Origin of the sequence: Mycobacterium sp. SMC-21, assembly GCF_045310825.1 — a bacterium.
Taxonomy (GTDB): Bacteria; Actinomycetota; Actinomycetes; order Mycobacteriales; family Mycobacteriaceae; genus Mycobacterium.
The window spans coordinates 72,413-91,263 of the sequence record NZ_JBJIAO010000013.1; the positions used below are offsets into that span (position 1 = coordinate 72,413).

The following is an 18,851-nucleotide window of genomic DNA, read 5'->3' on the forward strand; positions in this document are numbered from 1 at the left end:
TCGGTGCCGACCGTACTGCTGCTCTCGACGTCCGACACCGATCTGATCACGGCCCGCGCCAGCGGCGCCGAGTACCGGTGGGCCAACCCGTCCCGGTTGATCGACGGGGAACTGGCGGACCTCCTCGCGGGTTCGGATCTGGCGATCGTCCGGGTGCTGGGCGGCTATCGGACCTGGCAGGACGACATCGATGCCGTCGTCGCCAGCGGTATCCCGACCGTGGTGCTGTCGGGGGAGCAGACGCCCGACGCCGACCTGATGAGCCACTCGACTGTCCCGGCCGGTGTCGCGCTGCAGGCGCACATCTACCTGGCGCACGGCGGCGTCAGCAACCTGGTGAATCTCCATTCGTTCCTGTCGGACACGGCGCTGATGACCGGGTTCGGCTTCGGTGAGCCCGAATCCACGCCGAGCTGGGGGCTGCTGGACCGCCAGACGGATGCGGCGGGACCGACCATTGCGGTGCTCTACTACCGCGCCCAGCAGCTGGCCGGCAACACTGCCTACATCGACGCGCTGTGCGGCGCCATCGAGCAGGCCGGCGGCCGTCCGCTGCCGATCTTCTGCGCTTCGCTGCGCACCGCCGAGCCCGAGCTCATCGAGCTGCTGGGCACCGCCGACGCGCTCATCACGACGGTGCTGGCGGCCGGCGGCGCGACGCCGGCCCTCGCGAGCGCCGGCGGCGATGACGACAACTGGAACGTCGCGCACCTGGCGGCGCTCGACATCCCGATCCTGCAGGGTCTGTGCCTGACCAGCTCGCGTGCCCAGTGGGACGAGAACGACGACGGCCTGACGCCGCTCGACGTGGCGTCACAGGTGGCGGTGCCGGAGTTCGACGGCCGGATCATCACCGTGCCGTTCTCGTTCAAGGAGATCGACAGCGAAGGCCTGATCTCGTATGTCGCTGACCCCGAGCGCTGCGAGCGCGTCGCGCGGCTGGCCGTCCGGCATGCCCGGCTGAAGCACATCGCCCCGGCCGACAAGCGCGTCGCGCTGGTGTTCTCGGCGTACCCGACCAAGCACGCCCGCATCGGCAACGCCGTCGGCCTCGACACGCCGGCCAGCGCCGTCGCGCTGCTGCGGGCCATGCGCGACGCCGGCTACCGCATCGGTGACATCCCCGGCGTCGACGCCGAAGATGGTGACGCCCTCATCCACGCGATGATCGAGCGCGGCGGCCAGGACCCCGACTGGCTCAGCACCGAAGCGCTCGAAGCCAACCCGGTGCGCGTCTCTGCCAAGGACTACCGGGCCTGGTTCGCCACGCTGCCCGCCGAACTCACCGATGCCGTCACCGAACACTGGGGCGAGGCGCCGGGCGACCTGTTCGTCGACCGCTCACAGGACCCCGACGGTGAGATCGTCATCGCCGCAATGGTTTCCGACAACATCGTGCTCATCGTCCAGCCGCCCCGCGGCTTCGGTGAGAACCCCGTCGCGATCTACCACGACCCCGACCTGCCGCCGAGCCACCACTACCTGGCCGCCTACCACTGGATCAACAAGCACTTCGGTGCCGACGTGATGATCCACCTGGGCAAGCACGGCAACCTGGAATGGCTGCCCGGCAAGACCCTCGGCATGTCCGCCGCATGTGGCACCGACGCCGCGCTCGGCGACCTGCCGCTGGTCTATCCCTTCCTGGTCAACGATCCGGGTGAGGGCACGCAGGCCAAGCGCCGCGCGCATGCCGTCCTGGTCGACCATCTGATCCCGCCGATGGCCCGCGCCGAGACCTACGGCGATATCGCCCGCCTGGAACAACTGCTCGACGAGCACTCGACCATCTCGGCGCTCGATCCCGGCAAGCTGCCGGCCATCCGTCAGCAGATCTGGACCCTGATGCGCGCCGCCAAGATGGACCACGACCTCGGGCTCGAGGACCGGCCGGACGAGGACGTGTTCGACGACATGCTGCTGCACGTCGACGGCTGGCTGTGCGAGATCAAGGACGTCCAGATCCGCGACGGCCTGCACATCCTGGGCCAGGCGCCCGACGGCGAGGCCGAACTGGACCTGGTGCTGGCCATCCTGCGGGCCCGCCAGCTGTTCGGCGGCGAGCAGTCCGTGCCGGGGCTGCGTGAAGCCCTGGGGCTCGCTGAAGACGGCTCTGCCGAGCGGGATGCCGTCGACGCCGCCGAAGGCCGGGCCCGCGAACTGGTTGCGGCACTGCAGAAGTCGGGCTGGGACGCTGCCACCGTCGACGGCATCACCGACAACGCCGAGGTCGCCAAGGTGCTGCGGTTCGCCGCCACCGAGGTGGTGCCGCGGCTGCGCGCGACCAGCCGCGAGATCGACCAGATCCTGCACGCCCTCGGCGGCGGCTTCATCGCGGCCGGGCCGTCAGGATCGCCGCTGCGCGGCCTGGTGAACGTGCTGCCCACGGGACGCAACTTCTACTCGGTCGACCCCAAGGCCGTCCCGTCGAAGCTGGCGTGGGAAACCGGTGTGGCGATGGCGGATTCGCTGCTGGAGCGGTACCGCACCGACTACGGGCGCTGGCCCGAGTCCGTCGGGCTCTCGGTGTGGGGCACCTCGGCCATGCGCACCGCGGGTGACGACATCGCCGAAGTGCTTGCGCTGCTGGGTGTTCGGCCCATCTGGGACGACGCGTCACGGCGCGTGGTCGGACTGGAGCCGATCGCGTTGGCCGAACTGGGCCGCCCGCGCATCGACGTCACGGTCCGCATCTCCGGCTTCTTCCGGGATGCCTTCCCGCACGTGGTGACCATGCTCGACGACGCCGTCCAGCTGGTCGCCGGGCTCGACGAGCCGGCCGAGGACAACTACGTCCGCGCCCACTCGCAGGTCGACATCGCCGACCACGGCGACCAGAGGCGCGCCACCACAAGGATTTTCGGTTCGAAGCCGGGCACCTACGGTGCCGGCCTGCTGCAGCTCATCGACAGCCGCAACTGGCGCGACGACGCCGATCTGGCCCAGGTGTACACCGCGTGGGGTGGCTTCGCGTACGGTCGCGGCCTCGACGGCGCCCCGGCCACCGACGACATGAACCGGGCCTACCGGCGAATCTCGGTGGCGGCCAAGAACACCGACACCCGCGAGCACGACATCGCCGACTCCGACGACTACTTCCAGTACCACGGCGGCATGGTCGCGACCGTCCGCGCGCTGACCGGCAAGGACCCCGCCGCCTACATCGGCGACAACACCCGGCCCGACGCCGTCCGCACCCGCACGCTCTCGGAAGAGACCACGCGCGTGTTCCGGGCCCGCGTCGTCAACCCGCGCTGGATGACGGCCATGCGCCGGCACGGCTACAAGGGCGCCTTCGAGATGGCGGCCACCGTCGACTACCTCTTCGGGTACGACGCCACCGCGGGCGTCATGGCCGACTGGATGTACGAGCAGCTGACGCAGAGCTACGTGCTGGACCCCGAGAACCGCAAGTTCATGAGCGAGTCCAATCCGTGGGCGCTGCACGGCATGGCTGAGCGGCTCCTGGAGGCGGCGGGCCGCGGCATGTGGGCCGAGCCGGAGTCCGAGACCCTCGACGGGCTCAAGCAGGTACTGCTGGAGACCGAGGGGGAGTTGGAGGGCTAGCTGGGAGCTCCTTGGCCGGGAGAAATCCGGCGCTCGCAGTTATCCTGGCCCGGTGTTCGAGATCGGTGCGGTGGTCGCCGGTTACGTCATCGAAAGCCGCGTCGGCACCGGCAGCAGCGCTGACGTGTATCGGGCTCGCCGGCCCGCCGAGTCGGTTCCGGTGGCGCTGAAGATATTTCACAACCGGGATGCCGATGACCGGGTGGCCTGGCGGCTCGAGCGGGAGTTCAGCATCGCCTCCCGGCTGCGGCACCCGCATATCGTGGCGATGTACGAGCACGGAGAGCTGCGGGCCGGCGGCGGTGGGGCAGACGAAGATGGTGCGCAACCCTCCCGGCTGTGGCTGTCCATGCAGTACGTCGATGGCCCCGAGTCGACGGTGTTGATTCCCGGACCGGACGAGGAGCCGGATGTGGATGCGGTCGTTCGGGTATCGGCGCAGATCGGCTCGGCCCTGGACTATGCGCATCAAATGGACGTGATACATCGGGATGTCAAGCCCGCCAACATATTACTGAGCTCCGATCGGCGCTCGGCGTTCCTGACCGACTTCGGCATCGCACAGTTGTTGGACGAGGCAAAACCGCTGGCCCGCAATGGCCGGGTCCGTGGGTCGATTGCCTACGCGGCGCCGGAACTCCTCACCGCTCAACAGTTGTTGCCGCAAACGGATGTATATGCGTTGGCGTGCACCATGTTCGAGTGGTTGACCGGTCTGCCGCCGTATCCACGCCCCACCACGTTCGCCATCACGTACGCCCACCTGCACGACGAGGTGCCGACGCTCACCTCACGCCGCTCCTGGTTGCCCACCGCGTTGAATTCGGTGTTCGCAAAAGCACTCGCGAAAGATCCGTCTGCGCGCTATGGCTCGTGCGCCGAGTTTGTCGCCATCGTCGCGAAGATAATGCGAGACGTTGCGCCGCCGCGGCCCCGCCGCCGACGGTGGCCGGCACGGTCGCGTCGCTGAAATTCATGGTTCACACAGTGTTTACCGTCTGAGCCGACGCGTGCGGAGCATCCGACTTAGGGTTTTTGTGTGGGGCTGAGCGCAGGAGTCTGAGGGCGGTATCGGGCCGACCTCTCGTGCGGACGACATCGATGTAACCCCGCGCAACTGGGTCCATCCGACGCCGACGGGAACCGAATGACCACTGAATCAACGAGTTACGACAATTCGGCGCTGGCGCACGAAGAAGAGGGATATCACAAGGCCCTCAAGCCGCGTCAGATCCAGATGATCGCCATCGGTGGCGCCATCGGCACTGGTTTGTTCATGGGCGCGGGCAGCCGACTGCACTCGGCCGGCCCGGGCCTGTTCCTGGTGTATGCCTTCTGTGGCGTCTTCGTCTTCTTCATCCTGCGGGCCCTCGGTGAACTTGTGCTGCACCGGCCCTCCTCCGGCTCATTCGTGTCATACGCGCGCGAATTCTTCGGTGAGAAAACAGCTTTCGTCACCGGATGGCTCTACTTCTTCAACTGGGCGGCCACCGCGATCGTCGATGTCACCGCGGTTGCGCTGTACATGCACTACTGGGGCATGTTCAAGGCGATACCGCAATGGTTGATCGCACTCATCGCGCTGGGGATCGTGGTGACCCTCAACATGATCTCGGTGAAGCTGTTCGGTGAAATGGAATTCTGGGCCTCGATCATCAAGGTCGCCGCGCTGGTCACGTTCCTGGTGGTCGGTGTCGTATTCCTCGGCGGCCGCTTCGAAATAGCGGGCCAGACAACCGGATTCGGTGTGATCGCCGACAACGGCGGACTCTTCCCGACCGGCCTGTTCTCGTTGGTGATCGTCACCTCCGGCGTCATCTTCGCTTACGCCGCAGTCGAACTCGTCGGCATCGCCGCAGGGGAGACCGCAGAGCCCGCCAAGGTGATGCCGCGGGCGATCAACTCCGTGGTCGCGCGTATCGGAATCTTCTATGTCGGTTCGTTGGTGGTGCTGGCGCTGCTGCTGCCCTACACGGCCTACCACAAGGGCGAAAGTCCCTTCGTGACATTCTTTTCCAAGATCGGCGTTCCCGCCGCCGGTGGCATCATGAACATGGTGGTGCTCACCGCCGCGATGTCCAGCCTCAACGCCGGCTTGTACTCGACCGGCCGCGTGCTGCGCTCGATGGCGATGAACGGCAGCGGCCCCGGGTTCACCGCGAAGATGAACCGCAACGGCGTGCCGTTCGGCGGGATCGCGCTGACCGCCGCGCTCACGCTGCTGGGCGTCATCCTCAACCTGTTCGTACCCGAGGATGCGTTCAACATCGCCCTCGACCTGTCGGCGCTGGGCATCATCTTCACGTGGGGCATGATCGTCGCCTGCCAGATTCAGCTGTACCGCTGGGCAGCCAAGGGCATCCTGCAGCGACCCAGCTTCCGGTTGCCCGGTACGCCGTACACCAGCTACGCGACGCTGCTGTTCCTCGTCGCCGTCACCGCGCTGATGTGCTACGAGAACTACTGGAATCTGATCGCCATCATCTTGCTGTTCCCGTTGCTGATCGGTGGCTGGTATGCGGTGCGGGGCAAGGTCCTGGCGATCGCGGCGCAGCGTGTCGGATACACCGGTGACTACCCGGTGATTCCACAGCCGCCGATCCCGACCGCGCCGCACCTGCCGCACGACGAGACGTAGCGCTTGCGCGGGTTGTGTGTCAGCGGTCACGTATTCCTCGGTGTGGGGGAAGGCCGGGTGATCACGCAGTCCGCGGCCAGAACTCCTCGAGTCGACGTTCGATGACTGTCCCGGTCGCAAATGCTGCAGCCATGGCGAGGTTCTCGTCGGCGATCTCTTCAGCCCAGTGGGGCGGCCATCCGCCGTCCGTGAGGCTGGTCCGCATTGCGAGGACCAGTTCTTCTCGGGTCATGTCCGCATCCACGACCTGAGCAGTGGTGGTGGCGCGATGTGATGCAAGACCGGCAAAACCCCGGCCGCATCCGCATCCGCCTTCAGGGTCGAGACGGTCACGGTCGCATGGGTCCTGAACCCACACGAGTTCCCCTGGGACGCAGTAGTTGTAATCGTTTCCGCGAACACCTTGAGTAAGGGCTGTCGCTACGAGGATTTTCATTCGGCCGGCCTCCTGATCGGTTTGTACCGGACGCTACGACTGGCCACCGACAAGAGCGGCGATCGACATTGACGCAGTGATCGAACGCAACTGGGTGGCGGAAAATCGGCCGTGGAATCGCCGTGTGGTTGCATTCGGGACTGGCCTAACCCCAATACCGTTCAGTTAACAACGAGCGACGGTGATGTCGGGGGCGTGCTGGGGTTGTGGCCAGTGTCGATGCGCGGCGCGTTTGACGTGCCATTTGGGCATTTTGCGTTTGATGACCCGTGGTGCGGATCGGCGGCGTCGGTCGGGGTTGAGTCGATCGAGGACTCGGCGGACGAATGCCTGCCAGTGCCGGTCCGCTGCGCGCGGGTGGTTAGGGGGAAAAAGCGCCCTGCTGGGCGACGGACTGGCGCACGATGCGCAGTGCGGCAACGAAACTGACGCGGTCCGGGTCATGACCGGCGTGGTCGGCGACCTGGCTCATCAGGGAACGAATGGCGTAGTGGCAGCACAGGTATCCCCAGATCTCCTGAAGGACCAGGTCCGGGGATTTGGACCGCAACACCACTTTTGGGCCGCGCTGATGGGTTTTGAGTTCATCGAAGACGCTCTCGATTTCCCACCGCTGGGTATACGCGGCGGCCAGCTCGTGCGCGGGCGCCTCGGCGGGGTCGAGCAGTGTGGTCACCAACCGGTACATGGTGGCGTTCGCGCGGCCGTCATCAATCGTGTAGTCGATGATCCGGGCCAGCATCGGCTCGTGGACACGGTCCTTGGATGCGCGCAGGTGAGCCAGCCAGGAACCGTCTGGCAGGTCTTCAACGTGTGCCGGCGCCGGACCGTAGGCATCGGTGCGCACCCGCCACAGTAAATCACCGCCAGCGGCACAAGCCTTGCGCCACAACGCATAAGAGAAGAATCCCCGGTCGGCCAGCAGCAGCATCCCGGGCCTCAGGTGCGGCAACAGATCCTCGATCAACACCGACTCTGCCTGACCGTAGGTTCCGATCGTCGCGGCGAAGATCGCGTGCGTGCCGCACTCGGCGAACGCGAGCAACCGGGCCTGCGGGAACGCCGACTTCTCACCCTTGTTCACCCCCGGACGGCCGAAAAACGCGTCATTGCCCGGGGTATCAGCCACATCCAGGCACGTCCCGTCCACCGCGACCAACCGGCGCCCCGCCAGCCACACCCCCGGGCCATCGGCCGCGCCCACCGGCCTGGCCACCCGGGCGAACAACTGCGCCAACGGCTCCGAACCCAACCGCTCCCGCGCCTGGAAAATCGCGGACTTCCCCGGCAACCGATACTGCTCACGCCACCCCGACGCCCACGCCAAACCATCAGTGAGCTGCGACAACACATCCTCATACGAGCCATCGGAATACAAGCCCATCCCGATCGCGAAATACGCCATCACCCGAGACGGCAACGCCCGATGACGCACCTGCATGCGACCCGAGGCCTCAATCACCTCATCAACCAACGCCGGCGGAAACACCCGCGTCAACACACCCACCGACACCAAATCCGACAACCGACGATCCGACTCAGGCTTACGCCAACCCGCACGAGGCATACCTACAAACTACACCCATGTAGTCTTAACTGAACGGTATTGGGCCTAACCCGTGGCCGCGTGTGACAGCTGTGGCCCGCCACGCGTTTAGCAGCCGGCGAGACCAGCTCAGAGCGCTGGGCGCACCACGCCGGACTAACCTGATCGCCATGGCCCTCACCTTCGCCGATGTCGCCACCGCGAATTACATCCTGCTGACCACCTTCACCAAGGACGGCCGGCCCAAGCCCACCGCGGTCTGGGCGGTACCGGACGGTGACCGGCTGCTGGTCATCTCCGAGGCCAAGGCCTGGAAGGTGAAGCGCATCCGGAACACCCCGCGCGTGACGGTCGCCAAGTGCGACATGCGCGGCAACCCGAAGAGCGAGGCCGTCGAGGCCACGGCGGCCATCTTGGACAAGTCGCAGCTGGGCGCCGTCTACGACGGCATCGGCAAGCGCTACGGGTTGATCGGCAAGGCCTTCAACTTCTTCTCCAAGCTGCGCGGCGGCATGGAGAACAATGTCGCGCTGGAGCTCCGGGCCGCGTAGTGACTCAATTCCCCGCCGGCGCGCCAAAGCTGCCGCGCCACAAGGACATCGGCCGGCTACTGCTGAACTGCCCGGACCGTCGCGGCGTCATCGCCGCGGTGTCGACGTTCCTGACCCGCTCGGGCGCCAACATCATCTCGCTGGACCAGCACTCGACGGCTCCGGAAGACGGCGTCTTCCTGCAGCGCACCGTCTTCCATCTGCCCGGGCTGGCCGCAGCCCAGCCCGATCTGGAGCGCGAATTCCAGGCAGTGGCAGACGAATTCGACATGGACTACCGGTTCACCGACGCCTCCAGACCCAAGCGCGTGGCGATCATGGCGTCGACCGCCGACCACTGCCTGCTCGATCTGCTGTGGCGCAACCGCCGCGGCGAACTCGACATGACCGTGGTGATGGTGATCTCCAATCACGCCGACCTCGCCGAGCAGGTCCGGGCGTTCGGCGTGCCGTTCGTTCACATCCCGGCCAGTCGCGATATCCGGGAGCAGGCCGAACAGCGTCAGCTGGAGCTGCTCAAGGGCAACGTCGACCTGGTGGTGCTGGCCCGCTACATGCAGATCATCACGCCCGAGTTCCTCGAGGCCATCGGCTGTCCGCTGATCAACATCCACCATTCCTTCCTGCCGGCGTTCGTCGGCGCCACGCCGTACCGGCGGGCCAAGGAGCGTGGCGTGAAGCTCGTCGGCGCCACCGCGCACTACGTGACCGAGGACCTCGACGAGGGCCCGATCATCGAGCAGGACGTCGTACGCGTCGACCACACGCACAGCGTCGAGGAGTTGGTGCGCCTCGGCGCCGATGTGGAGCGGGCGGTGCTGTCCCGGGCGGTTCTGTGGCACTGCCAGGACCGGATCCTGCGCCACGGCAACGAAACCGTGGTCTTCTAGAGACATGGCTCCGACGTTCGAAGACGTGTACCGCGAGAAGTACCTGCTGCTGACCACCTTCACGAAGGACGGCCGGCCCAAGCCGACACCGGTCTGGGGCGTGCCACACGAGGGCAAGCTGCTGATCAGCACCGACGACGGCTCGTGGAAGACCAAGCGGATCAAGAACACGCCGCGCGTGACCATCCAGAAGTGCGGCGCGCTGGGGAAGGTCAAGGGCGAACCGGTCGATGCCATCGCCCGCAACCTGCCGAAGTCCGAGACCAAGCGCGTCTTCGACATGGTGACCAGGCGCTACTGGTGGCACGCCTGGTGGTGGATTCCGCAGGCCATCATCCGCGGCGGTGTGGAAAAGGTGCACGCGGCCATCGAGGTCGAGCCGCTTCCCGGCGGCTAGGAACCAATTCCGGCGTTCCGGCGTTGTCCAGGGCATGGCGATGCGACTATTTCTGGTTTATGCCTTGGTCGAGGTCGCGGTGCTGGCAGCCCTGGCCTCGACCATCGGTGTGGCTTGGACGTTGCTGGCGCTGTTGGCCACTTTTGCCGCCGGCCTGGCCATCGCCGGTACGCAGATCACCCGGCATTTCAGCAGGCTGTCCGAAGCGCTGAGCGCGCGATCGGCCGACCCGACGCTGGCCACCGACAGTCTGCTGGTCGCCCTCGGCACAGTTCTGGTCGTCGTCCCCGGGCTCGCCAGCTCGGTGCTCGGGGCACTCATGCTGGTGCCGTTCACCCGGCGCGCCGTGCGGCCGGTCGCGAACGCCGTGTTCGGCCGTCGGCTCACGCCGATGGACTTCCCGACGCAGGTGATCTACATCAACCACGATGAGCGCTACCGCGGCCGCGGCGAATACATCGACGGCGAAGTGATCGAGGTCATCGACAGCTCACCGGTCGCAGTGCACCGGCACGCCGGCTGAACGGACTAACCTGTCACCTTCGTGACCACCTTTGCGACGACGCTGCTGCTGGGCGGTCGTATTCACAGCCCCGCGGCGCCCGACGCCACCGCCATCGCGATCCGTGACGGCGTGGTGGCCTGGCTCGGTTCCGACGACGTCGGCCGGGCGCTGCATCCGGACGCCACCGTCGTCGATCTCGAGGGCGCGTTCGTGGCGCCCGCGTTCGTCGACAGCCACGTGCACCTGACCGCCACGGGACTCACCGTGGTCGGGCTCGACCTGCGCACCGCGACGTCGCTGCCGCATCTGCTGACCTTGCTGGCAGAACACGCCGCGCAGCACCCGGACGGCGTCATCTGGGGCCACGGCTGGGACGAATCCGGGTGGCCCGAGCGCGTCACCCCGACCACCGCGGACCTCGACGGCCTGCTCGGCGCGCGACCCGCCTACCTGGCCCGGGTCGACGTGCACTCGGCCGTCGCGACCACCGGCCTGCGGCAGCTGGTGCCCGGCCTCGCCGACACCGCGGGCTTCTCCGCGCAGGGACCGCTGACGGCCGACGCCCACCACCGCGTCCGGGCCGCGGCCCGCGACCTGCTCAGCGCGGCGCAACGCCGCGACGCCCAGCGCGCCGCGCTCGACCTCGCCGCCCGCAACGGCATCGTCGCGGTGCACGAGTGCGCGGGCCCCGAGATCGGCGGTCTCGACGACTGGGCCGACCTGCGCGCCACCGAACACGGCGTCGACATCGTCGGCTACTGGGGCGAGGCCGTCGCCGACGCTGCCGCCGCCCGCGACCTGATGGCCGCCACCGGTGCCCATGGTCTGGCCGGTGACCTCTTCATCGACGGTGCGCTGGGCTCGCGCACCGCCTGGCTGCAGCAGCCCTACACCGATGCACCCGGCTGCTGCGGCAACACCTACCTGGACACCGACGCCGTCACCGCACATCTGCTGGCCTGCACCGAGACCGGCATCACCGCGGGCTTCCACGTCATCGGTGACGCCGCGGTCGCGACCGTCATCGAGGCCCTGGACCGGACCGTGGCGGCGTTCGGGGCGCCTGCGGTCGCGCGCTGCGGGCACCGGCTGGAGCACCTCGAGATGGTGGACGCCGAACAAGCGCGCAAGCTCGGTTCCTGGGGCGTCGTCGCCAGCATGCAGCCCAATTTCGATGCGCTGTGGGGCGGCGCCGACGGCATGTACGCCCAGCGTCTCGGTGTCGATCGAGCACAGGGTTTGAACCCGTTTGCGCTGTTAGCATCGCAAGGCGTGCCCCTCGCGTTCGGTTCGGACAGTCCTGTCACCAGCATCAATCCGTGGGAATCGGTGCGCGCGGCCATCAGCCACCGCACGGCGGGCAGTGCCATCTCGGCGCGGTCGGCGTTCCTGGCGGCCAGCCGCGGCGCCTGGCGGGCCGCCGGCGTCCGCGACGGGCTGACGGGGACGCTGGTGCCCGGTGCCGTCGCGTCGTACGCCGTGTGGCAGGTGCCCGGCGGCGCCGACGCCCTCGACGTCACCGCACCGGCCGACGCCGTGCAGCGCTGGTCCACCGATCCACGGTCGCGGGTACCGGCGCTACCGCCGCTCGGACCCGACGACGAGCTGCCGACCTGCCTGCAGACCGTCCACCGCGGTGAGCTGATCCATGGCTGAGAGCATGGAAGGCACAGCAAAGAGCGAAGGCGCCGAAGACACCGAAGACACCGAGGTGCCGCGGGAAACCGAGGCGCAGCCGGAGGCCCCCGGAGAACCGGAGCCGGCGCACGGCCCGGGTCGCGGCGCGCGCATCGTCACCGGCGTGAGGCGGTTCTTCGAGCCCCGATTGATCCGGCTCGCCGCGGCCGTAGTGGCCGGTCTGTTGCTGTGCGCGAGCTTCCCGCCGTTCGACCTCTGGTACCTGTCGTTCGTCGCTCTGGCATTGCTGGCCTGGGTTCTGATCGACGAACGCACCACGCCCGCAGGCGGTTTCGGCTACGCCATGCTGGCCGGCCTGGTGTTCTACGTGCTGCTGCTGCCGTGGATCAGCAACTTCGTCGGCCCGGTGCCATGGCTGATGCTGTCGGCGCTGGAGGCGTTCTTCACCGGGGTGTTCGGCCTGACCGCGGTCATCGTGCGGCGCCTGCCGGCCTGGCCGCTGTGGTTCGCCGCGCTGTGGGTGGCGGCCGAATGGCTCAAGTCGACGGTGCCGTTCGGTGGCTTCCCGTGGGGCGTCGTGGCCTTCGGCCAGACCGACAGCCCGCTGCTGCCGCTCGCGCAGCTGGGCGGTGCGCCGCTGGTGTCGTTCGCGGTGGCGCTCATCGGTTTCAGTGCGACGGCCATCGTGCTCGAGGCGGTCAGGCACTGGCGTCACGATCACCGCACGGGTGCCGCGGCGCCGCCGGAGGTCTTCATCCCGGGCATTTGCATCGCCGTGGTCCTGCTGCTCACCGTGCTGGCCTGGCCGCACGTCCGCAAGGCCGGCGCCGGCGCGGGTGATGATCCGGCGATCAACGTCGCCGCCGTCCAGGGCAACGTGCCGCGTCTCGGCCTGGACTTCAACGCCCAGCGCCGCGCGGTGCTCGACAACCACGTGCGCGAAACCAAACAGCTGGCCGAGGACGTCCGCGCCGGCCGCGCGCCGCAACCGACGGTGGTGATCTGGCCGGAGAACTCGTCGGACATCGACCCGCTGGTCAACGCCGACGCCGCGGAACTGATCTCGGCGGCGTCCGCGGCCATCCACGCCCCGATTCTGGTGGGCACCGTGCTGGCGGCGCCGGAGTACACCCCGGAGCACCCGGTGACCACCAACTCGGTGATCGTGTGGAACGGGACCGACGGGCCGGGGGAGCGCCACGACAAGGCCATCGTCCAGCCGTTCGGCGAGTATCTGCCGTGGCGCAGCTTCTTCCGGCTGCTGTCGCCGTACGCCGACCGGGCCGGCTACTTCGTACCGGGCCACGGCACCGGCGTCGTCACCGCCGCGGGCGTGCCGATCGGGGTGACGACGTGCTGGGAGGTCATCTTCGACCGTGCCGCCCGGCAGTCGGTCCTGGGCGGCGCGCAGTTGCTGGCAGTGCCCGCCAACAACGCGACGTTCGACGAACCGATGAGCGTGCAGCAGCTGGCGTTCGCCCGGCTGCGCGCCGTCGAACACGATCGGTACGTCGTCGTCGCGGGCACCACCGGCATCAGTGCGGTCGTCGCGCCAAACGGCCAGGTCCTCGAGCGCACCGAGTTCTTCCAGCCCGGTTACCTGGACCGTCAGGTGCGGTTGAAGACCGATCTCACGCTCGCCACGAGATGGGGACCGGTCATCAACGGCGTCCTCATCGGGGTCGGCGTTTCGGCTCTTCTGGCAGCCATGCTGCACAATAGGAACCTCGTGCGCCGCCGCCAGGCGGCCGCGGCAGATCAGGACGGCAGCCCGGCTGCGCCTGACACCGACACCGACACCGAGAGCGAACAGGGGTAATGACCATGGGCGACGACCGTCCGAGTCAGCGCACGCTGGTCATCATTCCGACCTACAACGAGCGCGAGAACCTGCCGTTGATCGTCGGCCGGGTGCATGCCGCCCGCCCGGACGTCCACGTTCTCGTCGTCGACGACGACAGCCCCGACGGCACCGGTCAGCTGGCCGACGAGCTGGCGCTGGCCGATCCCGACCGCGTGCACGTCATGCACCGCGCAGGTAAGGGCGGTCTGGGCGCCGCGTATCTCGCCGGATTCGCATGGGGTCTGGGCCGCGGCTACAGCGTGCTGGTCGAGATGGATGCCGACGGCAGCCATGCGCCCGAGGAGCTGTACCGCCTGCTGGACGCCGTCGACGCCGGCGCCGACCTGGCCATCGGCTCGCGCTACGTCCCGGGCGGCGCCATCCGCAACTGGCCGCATCGCCGGCTCGTCCTGTCGCGCACCGCGAACACCTACGCCCGGGTGCTGCTGGGCGTCAAGATCCACGACATCACGGCCGGTTACCGTGCCTACCGGCACGACGTGCTGGAGAAGATCGGCCTCGACGACGTCGATTCGAAGGGCTACTGCTTCCAGATCGACCTGACGTGGCGCGCCATCAACGCGGGCTTCACCGTCGTCGAGGTGCCCATCACGTTCACCGAGCGCGAACTGGGTGTGTCGAAGATGAGCGGGTCGAACATCCGCGAGGCCATGTCGCAGGTGGCGAAGTGGGGTATCCGCGGCCGGCTGGACCGGGCCCGCGGCGTCGTCCGCTAGTCACGCAGACAAAGAAAGCCCCGCCTCACGGCGGGGCTTTTCTGTTGGCGCGATCAGCCGCGGCGGCGGGTCTTGATCAGCTCCAGGCGCTCCTTGAGCAGCTCTTCGAGCTCCTCGATGGAACGACGCTCGAGCAGCATGTCCCAGTGGGTACGCGGCGGCTTGACCTTCTTGGGCTCAGGAACGTCACCCTCGATCAGGGTGCCTTCCATGCCGTTCTTGCACGCCCAGGTACCGGGGATCTCCGCGTCGTCGGCGAACGGAACTTCGAATTCCTCGCCGTTGTCGGTGCGGTAGCGGGCCACCTGCCGCGGTGCCAGGTCATGGTTGCGGTCGGTCTCGTAGCTCACAGCTCCGAGGCGACTGCCTCGCAGGACACGATCAGCCATCGAAAATCACTCCCTTGGTATAGCGACAGGGAATCAACGCAGGCCAGCGCCGTGAAGTTCCCGACTCGATTGTCCATGATACCGGGGTTCGGCCGCCCGCCGGATACAGTCACGATCGTGAGGCGGACATGAAGCGCTCGAAGGCCCAGCCGTGCCGGTGGTGTGGCCGGGAGGTGGCCGACGCGGGCATGGGCCGTCGTCGCCAGTACTGCCGTCAGTCATGCCGGCAGCGGGCCTACGAGCAGCGGGCGATGGTCAAGGGCACCAACCTGGCCGAGGACTCGGTGGTGCTCAGCGCAGAGGAAGCGGCGGCGCTCTCCGACCGCGTTTATCAGGTACGGTGTGCGGCCGAGGACGTTGCGACCGCAGTTGCCGAAGGCGCCGGACCCACGGAATTGAAAGAACTGTGTGAGGTGCTGCTGCAGGCCGCCAAAGACGCCGACGGATGGCGCTGACGGTGCGCACCGCGGCGGGAAAGAAATAGTGCATGACTGACGACCGTCGGCGGGTACACAAGCCGACCAAGTTCCTGGGCCGCGGCTTCGAGGCGTTCCACGACGTCGAGGATCCCGTCCAGGACAGTCGCGTCGCCCACGAGACGGCGGCGGCGCTGCTGGAACGTGTGCGCAGCTATCCGGACCCTGACGTGGTCTCCCGGCTCGTGGCGTACACCGACGAGCACGGCATCGAGACCATCGCCGAGTTGTGGGCGGGTGCCGGGGCACGCAGCCTGCCCGGTGCGCTGTGGCGCGTCTATCTGCTGCGGCTGTCGATCCGCACCGACCCCTACTCGGCCAGCCTGATGTTCGGCCGTGGCACGGAGGTGCTGCATTCGATCGACCCCGTCGTCGCCGGTGCGGAGACGCCCGTCGGACCGACCGAGATCCGTGAGCTCGCCGACCGGATCCTGCGCGGCGTCTTCGAGGGCGATTTCGCCGTCGCGCTGGAGCGCGCGGCAGCCTATTGCCGCGTCAGTGCGGCCGGCTGCACGAGCCTGGCCGAGGACGCGACGACGACGGCGCCGGAGCGCGCCGCAGAGCTGACCGACCGTGCGGTGACGTTCACCCGGATCGCCAACGAGCTGCATGCCGCAGCCGGTTTGTGGCGCACCGATTCGCTGGATTGACGCTGTCGCCGACACTGTCGGCCGAAGGCGCTGGAGAAGTTAAAGCCAGACCGCAGAACGCCTCTCGGCGGTAGGCCGCTCGTGGCGGCGAAATTTGGGGCCCGGGGTTACTGCGGCCTGGCGCTGTTCACTCTAGCGGATGTTCCGGTGGGGTGAGCAATTCCGTGATGGGCGCCACGGGGCGTCGACGCCTCCGGTGCGGGACCGCGAATGACGCGGATGGGATTGACCCGAATGACCGCGGCACATCGGCACGGCGGGCTTAGTGTGTCGGCGTGACAGACGTCGGTGATGACCTGCAGGAGTGCCTACCCGAGGAACTGAAGGCACTGTTCCTTTTCGAGTCGTTGTCGGACGAGCAGTTGGCGCAGCTCTGTCGCGCCGGTCATGTCGAGGTCTTCGGCCCGGGCCCGGTCATCACCGAAGGCGACCCCGTCACGCCGCTGCGGGTCCTGATCGACGGCGAGTTGGTGCTCTCGAAGCGCGCCGGCGGCCGGGAACTGGAGATCGACCGAACGTCGCAGCCCGGCGTCTACTTCGGTGCCCGGTCGGCGTTCAGCCCCGTCGGGCACGGCCGGAACCGGTTCTCGGTGCGGGCCACCCGGCGGACGCGCTTCTTCGTCATGCCCGCCGACGAATTCGGCGATTTCGTCAAGACCCAGTTTCCGATGGCTGTTCATCTCATCGATGGACTGGCGGAGACCGCGGAGAAGCAGCACCGCGTCGCCGACGAACGGGACCGGATGCTGGCGCTCGGACAGCTGTCGGCCGGACTGACGCACGAACTCAACAACCCGGTGGCGGCCGTCGTCCGCGCCGCAACCGACCTGCGCAGCCGGCTGGATGCTCTCCTGGTACCCCTGATGAACGGCGAATTCGGCAGCGCGGCAACGGCTTTCCTGGTCGGTGCGCAGACCGACGTGATCGCGAAGGTCGCTGCTGTGTCGGCCCGGCCGCTGTCGGCGATGCAGGCCAGCGACCTCGAGGACGAGGTCGGGGACTGGTTGTCCAGCCAGGGCATAACGGACGCCTGGGACATGGCGCCGACGTTCGTCGAGGCCGGACTGGATTGCGACTGGCTCGAACAGCTGGTGCCGGCCGGCCAACGACCGGACTGGTTGCCGCGTGCGGTGGCGTGGCTGCGGCATCGGGTCGAAACCGAACTGTTGACGCATCAGATTCATGAGGCGGCCCAACGGATTTCCGGCCTGGTCGCCGACGTCAAGCAGTACACCCAGCTGAACAGCGCGCCGTTCCAGTTCGCCGACGTCGACGCGCTTCTGACCAGTACCCTGCGGATGTTCGCCGGGCGGATCGGCGCGGGCACAGCGGTCGAGGTGATCACGGACTTCGGCCCGTCGATACCCGAATTGCTCTGCTATCCAGCCGAACTCAATCAGGTGTGGACGCACCTCATCGAGAACGCCATCGCCGCCATGCGGCCGGCCGGCTCGGGCAGACTCACGGTGCGCAGCCGATTCGAGGACGATGCGGTCCGGATTGAGATCAGTGACACCGGCAGCGGGATTCCGGCCGACATCCGCGGGCGCATTTTCGACCCGTTCTTCACCACGAAACCGCTCGGCGAAGGGACCGGCCTGGGCCTGCACCTGGCCCGGCAGATCGTCGTCGACCGGCACCGCGGGGAGCTGTTCGTGGCCTCACAACCGGGCGACACCACGTTCGTCGTGCGGCTTCCGTTACGACCCGCGCCGGAGGACGGAGAGGGACCATGACGACGGCGTTCGTGCTGTCCGGCGGTGGCAGCCTGGGGTCCATCCAGGTCGGCATGCTGCTGGGGCTCGCCGAGGCCGGCATCAAGCCGGATCTGATCGTCGGCACCTCCGTCGGTGCCCTCAACGGCGGCTGGATCGCCGGGCGGTCCGACCACGACGGTGCCCTGGCGCTGGCCGACCTCTGGCGGACGCTGTCGCGCCGCAAAGTGTTCCCGACCAGCCCGAGTATGGGACTGCTGGGGTTCCTCGGGCGCCGGCCGCATCTGGTCTCCGACATCGGGATCCGCACCCTGCTGCGGCAGAATCTGCGGTTCCGCCGGCTGCAGGACGCGCCGACGCCGCTGCACGTGGTGGCCACCGACGTGCTCTCCGGGCAGGACGTCCTCCTGTCGTCGGGCGACGCCGTAGACGCGATCGTCGCCAGCGCCGCCATCCCGGCGGTCCTGCCGCCGGTGCGGATCGGCGGACGCGATCTGGTCGACGGTGGCGTGGTGAACAACACACCGCTGTCCTATGCGGTGGAACTGGGCGCGACCGAGGTGTGGGTGCTGCCGACGGGTTACTCGTGCGCCATGCCACAACCGCCCCGGGCGGCGCTGGCGATGGCGATGCACGCGTTCACGCTGGCGATCAACCGGCGGCTGGCGACGGACGTCGAGCGGTTCGAGGCATTGGTCGAACTGCATGTGGTGCCGCCGTTGTGTCCGGTGCGGGTGTCGCCGATCGACTTCTCCCGCTCGGGTGAACTCATCGAACGGTCGCTCGAGTCGACGCGGCACTGGCTGCCGACCACCCGCCCCGAGGTGGGGCAGGCCGAACTGCTGGAGCCGCACCGCGACTGCGGCTGAATGC

Annotated in this window: 17 protein-coding genes; 14 read left to right on the plus strand and 3 right to left on the minus strand. The window is 67.9% G+C overall.

All coding sequences use genetic code 11. The annotated features are described in order from the left end of the window. Positions 1-3: 3 nt before the first annotated feature. The 3 genes from cobN (at position 4) to ACJH6H_RS15185 (ending at position 6,205) form a co-directional block, all read left to right on the plus strand. Positions 4-3,567, plus strand: a complete 3,564-nt coding sequence (gene cobN, locus ACJH6H_RS15175) for a cobaltochelatase subunit CobN (RefSeq protein WP_406775197.1) — start codon at positions 4-6, stop codon at positions 3,565-3,567. Positions 3,568-3,619: 52 nt separating this feature from the next. Next, entirely contained in the window at positions 3,620-4,537 is a 918-nt protein-coding gene (locus ACJH6H_RS15180; RefSeq protein ID WP_406775198.1) for a serine/threonine-protein kinase, read from the plus strand. Between the two features lie 177 nt (positions 4,538-4,714). Then, entirely contained in the window at positions 4,715-6,205 is a 1,491-nt protein-coding gene (locus ACJH6H_RS15185; protein WP_406775199.1) for an amino acid permease, read from the plus strand. A gap of 61 nt (positions 6,206-6,266) precedes the next feature. Here the strand turns inward: ACJH6H_RS15185 and ACJH6H_RS15190 are convergent, their stop codons facing one another. After that, positions 6,267-6,437 carry a hypothetical protein gene (locus ACJH6H_RS15190; protein WP_318986288.1) on the minus strand — a complete coding sequence of 57 codons (171 nt, stop codon included), beginning with the start codon at positions 6,435-6,437 and terminating at the stop codon, positions 6,267-6,269. A gap of 565 nt (positions 6,438-7,002) precedes the next feature. Next, entirely contained in the window at positions 7,003-8,208 is a 1,206-nt protein-coding gene (locus ACJH6H_RS15195; RefSeq protein WP_267323378.1) for an IS4 family transposase, read from the minus strand. A 149-nt stretch (positions 8,209-8,357) separates the two neighbouring features. Here ACJH6H_RS15195 and ACJH6H_RS15200 point away from each other — a divergent pair, with 149 nt between their 5' ends. Genes ACJH6H_RS15200 through ACJH6H_RS15230 form a run of 7 tightly spaced genes read left to right on the plus strand, consistent with a single transcriptional unit; the run spans position 8,358 to position 14,748 of the window. Then, a complete protein-coding gene (locus ACJH6H_RS15200; RefSeq protein ID WP_406775200.1) occupies positions 8,358-8,738 on the plus strand; it encodes a PPOX class F420-dependent oxidoreductase in 381 nt (126 codons plus the stop codon). Then, positions 8,738-9,628, plus strand: coding sequence for a formyltetrahydrofolate deformylase (purU, locus tag ACJH6H_RS15205; RefSeq protein ID WP_318986290.1), 891 nt, complete (start codon positions 8,738-8,740; stop codon positions 9,626-9,628). Before ACJH6H_RS15200 ends, purU begins: the two co-directional genes overlap by 1 nt. 4 nt (positions 9,629-9,632) lie before the next feature. After that, on the plus strand, positions 9,633-10,025 hold the full coding sequence (locus ACJH6H_RS15210) for a PPOX class F420-dependent oxidoreductase (RefSeq protein ID WP_406775201.1): 393 nt from the start codon (positions 9,633-9,635) through the stop codon (positions 10,023-10,025). Positions 10,026-10,059: 34 nt separating this feature from the next. Continuing rightward, positions 10,060-10,548 carry an FxsA family protein gene (locus ACJH6H_RS15215; protein ID WP_318986291.1) on the plus strand — a complete coding sequence of 163 codons (489 nt, stop codon included), beginning with the start codon at positions 10,060-10,062 and terminating at the stop codon, positions 10,546-10,548. 21 nt (positions 10,549-10,569) lie between these two features. Beyond that, positions 10,570-12,186, plus strand: a complete 1,617-nt coding sequence (locus ACJH6H_RS15220; protein WP_406775202.1) for an amidohydrolase — start codon at positions 10,570-10,572, stop codon at positions 12,184-12,186. Further along, positions 12,179-13,987: an apolipoprotein N-acyltransferase gene (gene lnt, locus ACJH6H_RS15225; protein WP_406775203.1), complete on the plus strand. Its 1,809-nt coding sequence runs from the start codon at positions 12,179-12,181 to the stop codon at positions 13,985-13,987. The genes ACJH6H_RS15220 and lnt overlap by 8 nt, the downstream gene beginning before the upstream one ends. Continuing rightward, the gene (locus tag ACJH6H_RS15230) at positions 13,987-14,748 is read left to right on the plus strand and encodes a polyprenol monophosphomannose synthase (protein ID WP_020103190.1); all 762 of its coding nucleotides are present in this window, start codon (positions 13,987-13,989) and stop codon (positions 14,746-14,748) included. The genes lnt and ACJH6H_RS15230 overlap by 1 nt, the downstream gene beginning before the upstream one ends. A gap of 53 nt (positions 14,749-14,801) precedes the next feature. Here the strand turns inward: ACJH6H_RS15230 and rbpA are convergent, their stop codons facing one another. Continuing rightward, entirely contained in the window at positions 14,802-15,137 is a 336-nt protein-coding gene (gene rbpA, locus ACJH6H_RS15235; protein WP_155898818.1) for an RNA polymerase-binding protein RbpA, read from the minus strand. Between the two features lie 128 nt (positions 15,138-15,265). Here rbpA and ACJH6H_RS15240 point away from each other — a divergent pair, with 128 nt between their 5' ends. The 4 genes from ACJH6H_RS15240 (at position 15,266) to ACJH6H_RS15255 (ending at position 18,847) form a co-directional block, all read left to right on the plus strand. Then, positions 15,266-15,592: a hypothetical protein gene (locus tag ACJH6H_RS15240; protein WP_029119937.1), complete on the plus strand. Its 327-nt coding sequence runs from the start codon at positions 15,266-15,268 to the stop codon at positions 15,590-15,592. A 32-nt stretch (positions 15,593-15,624) separates the two neighbouring features. Continuing rightward, on the plus strand, positions 15,625-16,263 hold the full coding sequence (locus tag ACJH6H_RS15245; RefSeq protein WP_318986294.1) for a DNA-directed RNA polymerase subunit beta: 639 nt from the start codon (positions 15,625-15,627) through the stop codon (positions 16,261-16,263). 275 nt (positions 16,264-16,538) lie between these two features. Next, positions 16,539-17,999, plus strand: a complete 1,461-nt coding sequence (locus ACJH6H_RS15250; RefSeq protein ID WP_406775204.1) for an ATP-binding protein — start codon at positions 16,539-16,541, stop codon at positions 17,997-17,999. Next, on the plus strand, positions 17,996-18,847 hold the full coding sequence (locus ACJH6H_RS15255; RefSeq protein ID WP_406775205.1) for a patatin-like phospholipase family protein: 852 nt from the start codon (positions 17,996-17,998) through the stop codon (positions 18,845-18,847). Before ACJH6H_RS15250 ends, ACJH6H_RS15255 begins: the two co-directional genes overlap by 4 nt. Positions 18,848-18,851: the final 4 nt, after the last annotated feature.

Bases quoted from the DNA above. Each gene is read 5' to 3' on its own strand.
- ACJH6H_RS15185 (WP_406775199.1), top strand. From the start codon at position 4,715: ATGACCACTGAATCAACGAGTTACGACAATTCGGCGCTGGCGCACGAA.
- ACJH6H_RS15230 (WP_020103190.1), top strand. From the start codon at position 13,987: ATGACCATGGGCGACGACCGTCCGAGTCAGCGCACGCTGGTCATCATT.
- rbpA (WP_155898818.1), bottom strand. From the start codon at position 15,137: ATGGCTGATCGTGTCCTGCGAGGCAGTCGCCTCGGAGCTGTGAGCTAC.
- ACJH6H_RS15245 (WP_318986294.1), top strand. From the start codon at position 15,625: ATGACTGACGACCGTCGGCGGGTACACAAGCCGACCAAGTTCCTGGGC.
- ACJH6H_RS15195 (WP_267323378.1), bottom strand. From the start codon at position 8,208: ATGCCTCGTGCGGGTTGGCGTAAGCCTGAGTCGGATCGTCGGTTGTCG.
- lnt (WP_406775203.1), top strand. From the start codon at position 12,179: ATGGCTGAGAGCATGGAAGGCACAGCAAAGAGCGAAGGCGCCGAAGAC.
- ACJH6H_RS15255 (WP_406775205.1), top strand. From the start codon at position 17,996: ATGACGACGGCGTTCGTGCTGTCCGGCGGTGGCAGCCTGGGGTCCATC.
- ACJH6H_RS15210 (WP_406775201.1), top strand. From the start codon at position 9,633: ATGGCTCCGACGTTCGAAGACGTGTACCGCGAGAAGTACCTGCTGCTG.
- ACJH6H_RS15240 (WP_029119937.1), top strand. From the start codon at position 15,266: ATGAAGCGCTCGAAGGCCCAGCCGTGCCGGTGGTGTGGCCGGGAGGTG.
- ACJH6H_RS15190 (WP_318986288.1), bottom strand. From the start codon at position 6,437: ATGACCCGAGAAGAACTGGTCCTCGCAATGCGGACCAGCCTCACGGAC.
- ACJH6H_RS15215 (WP_318986291.1), top strand. From the start codon at position 10,060: ATGGCGATGCGACTATTTCTGGTTTATGCCTTGGTCGAGGTCGCGGTG.
- ACJH6H_RS15200 (WP_406775200.1), top strand. From the start codon at position 8,358: ATGGCCCTCACCTTCGCCGATGTCGCCACCGCGAATTACATCCTGCTG.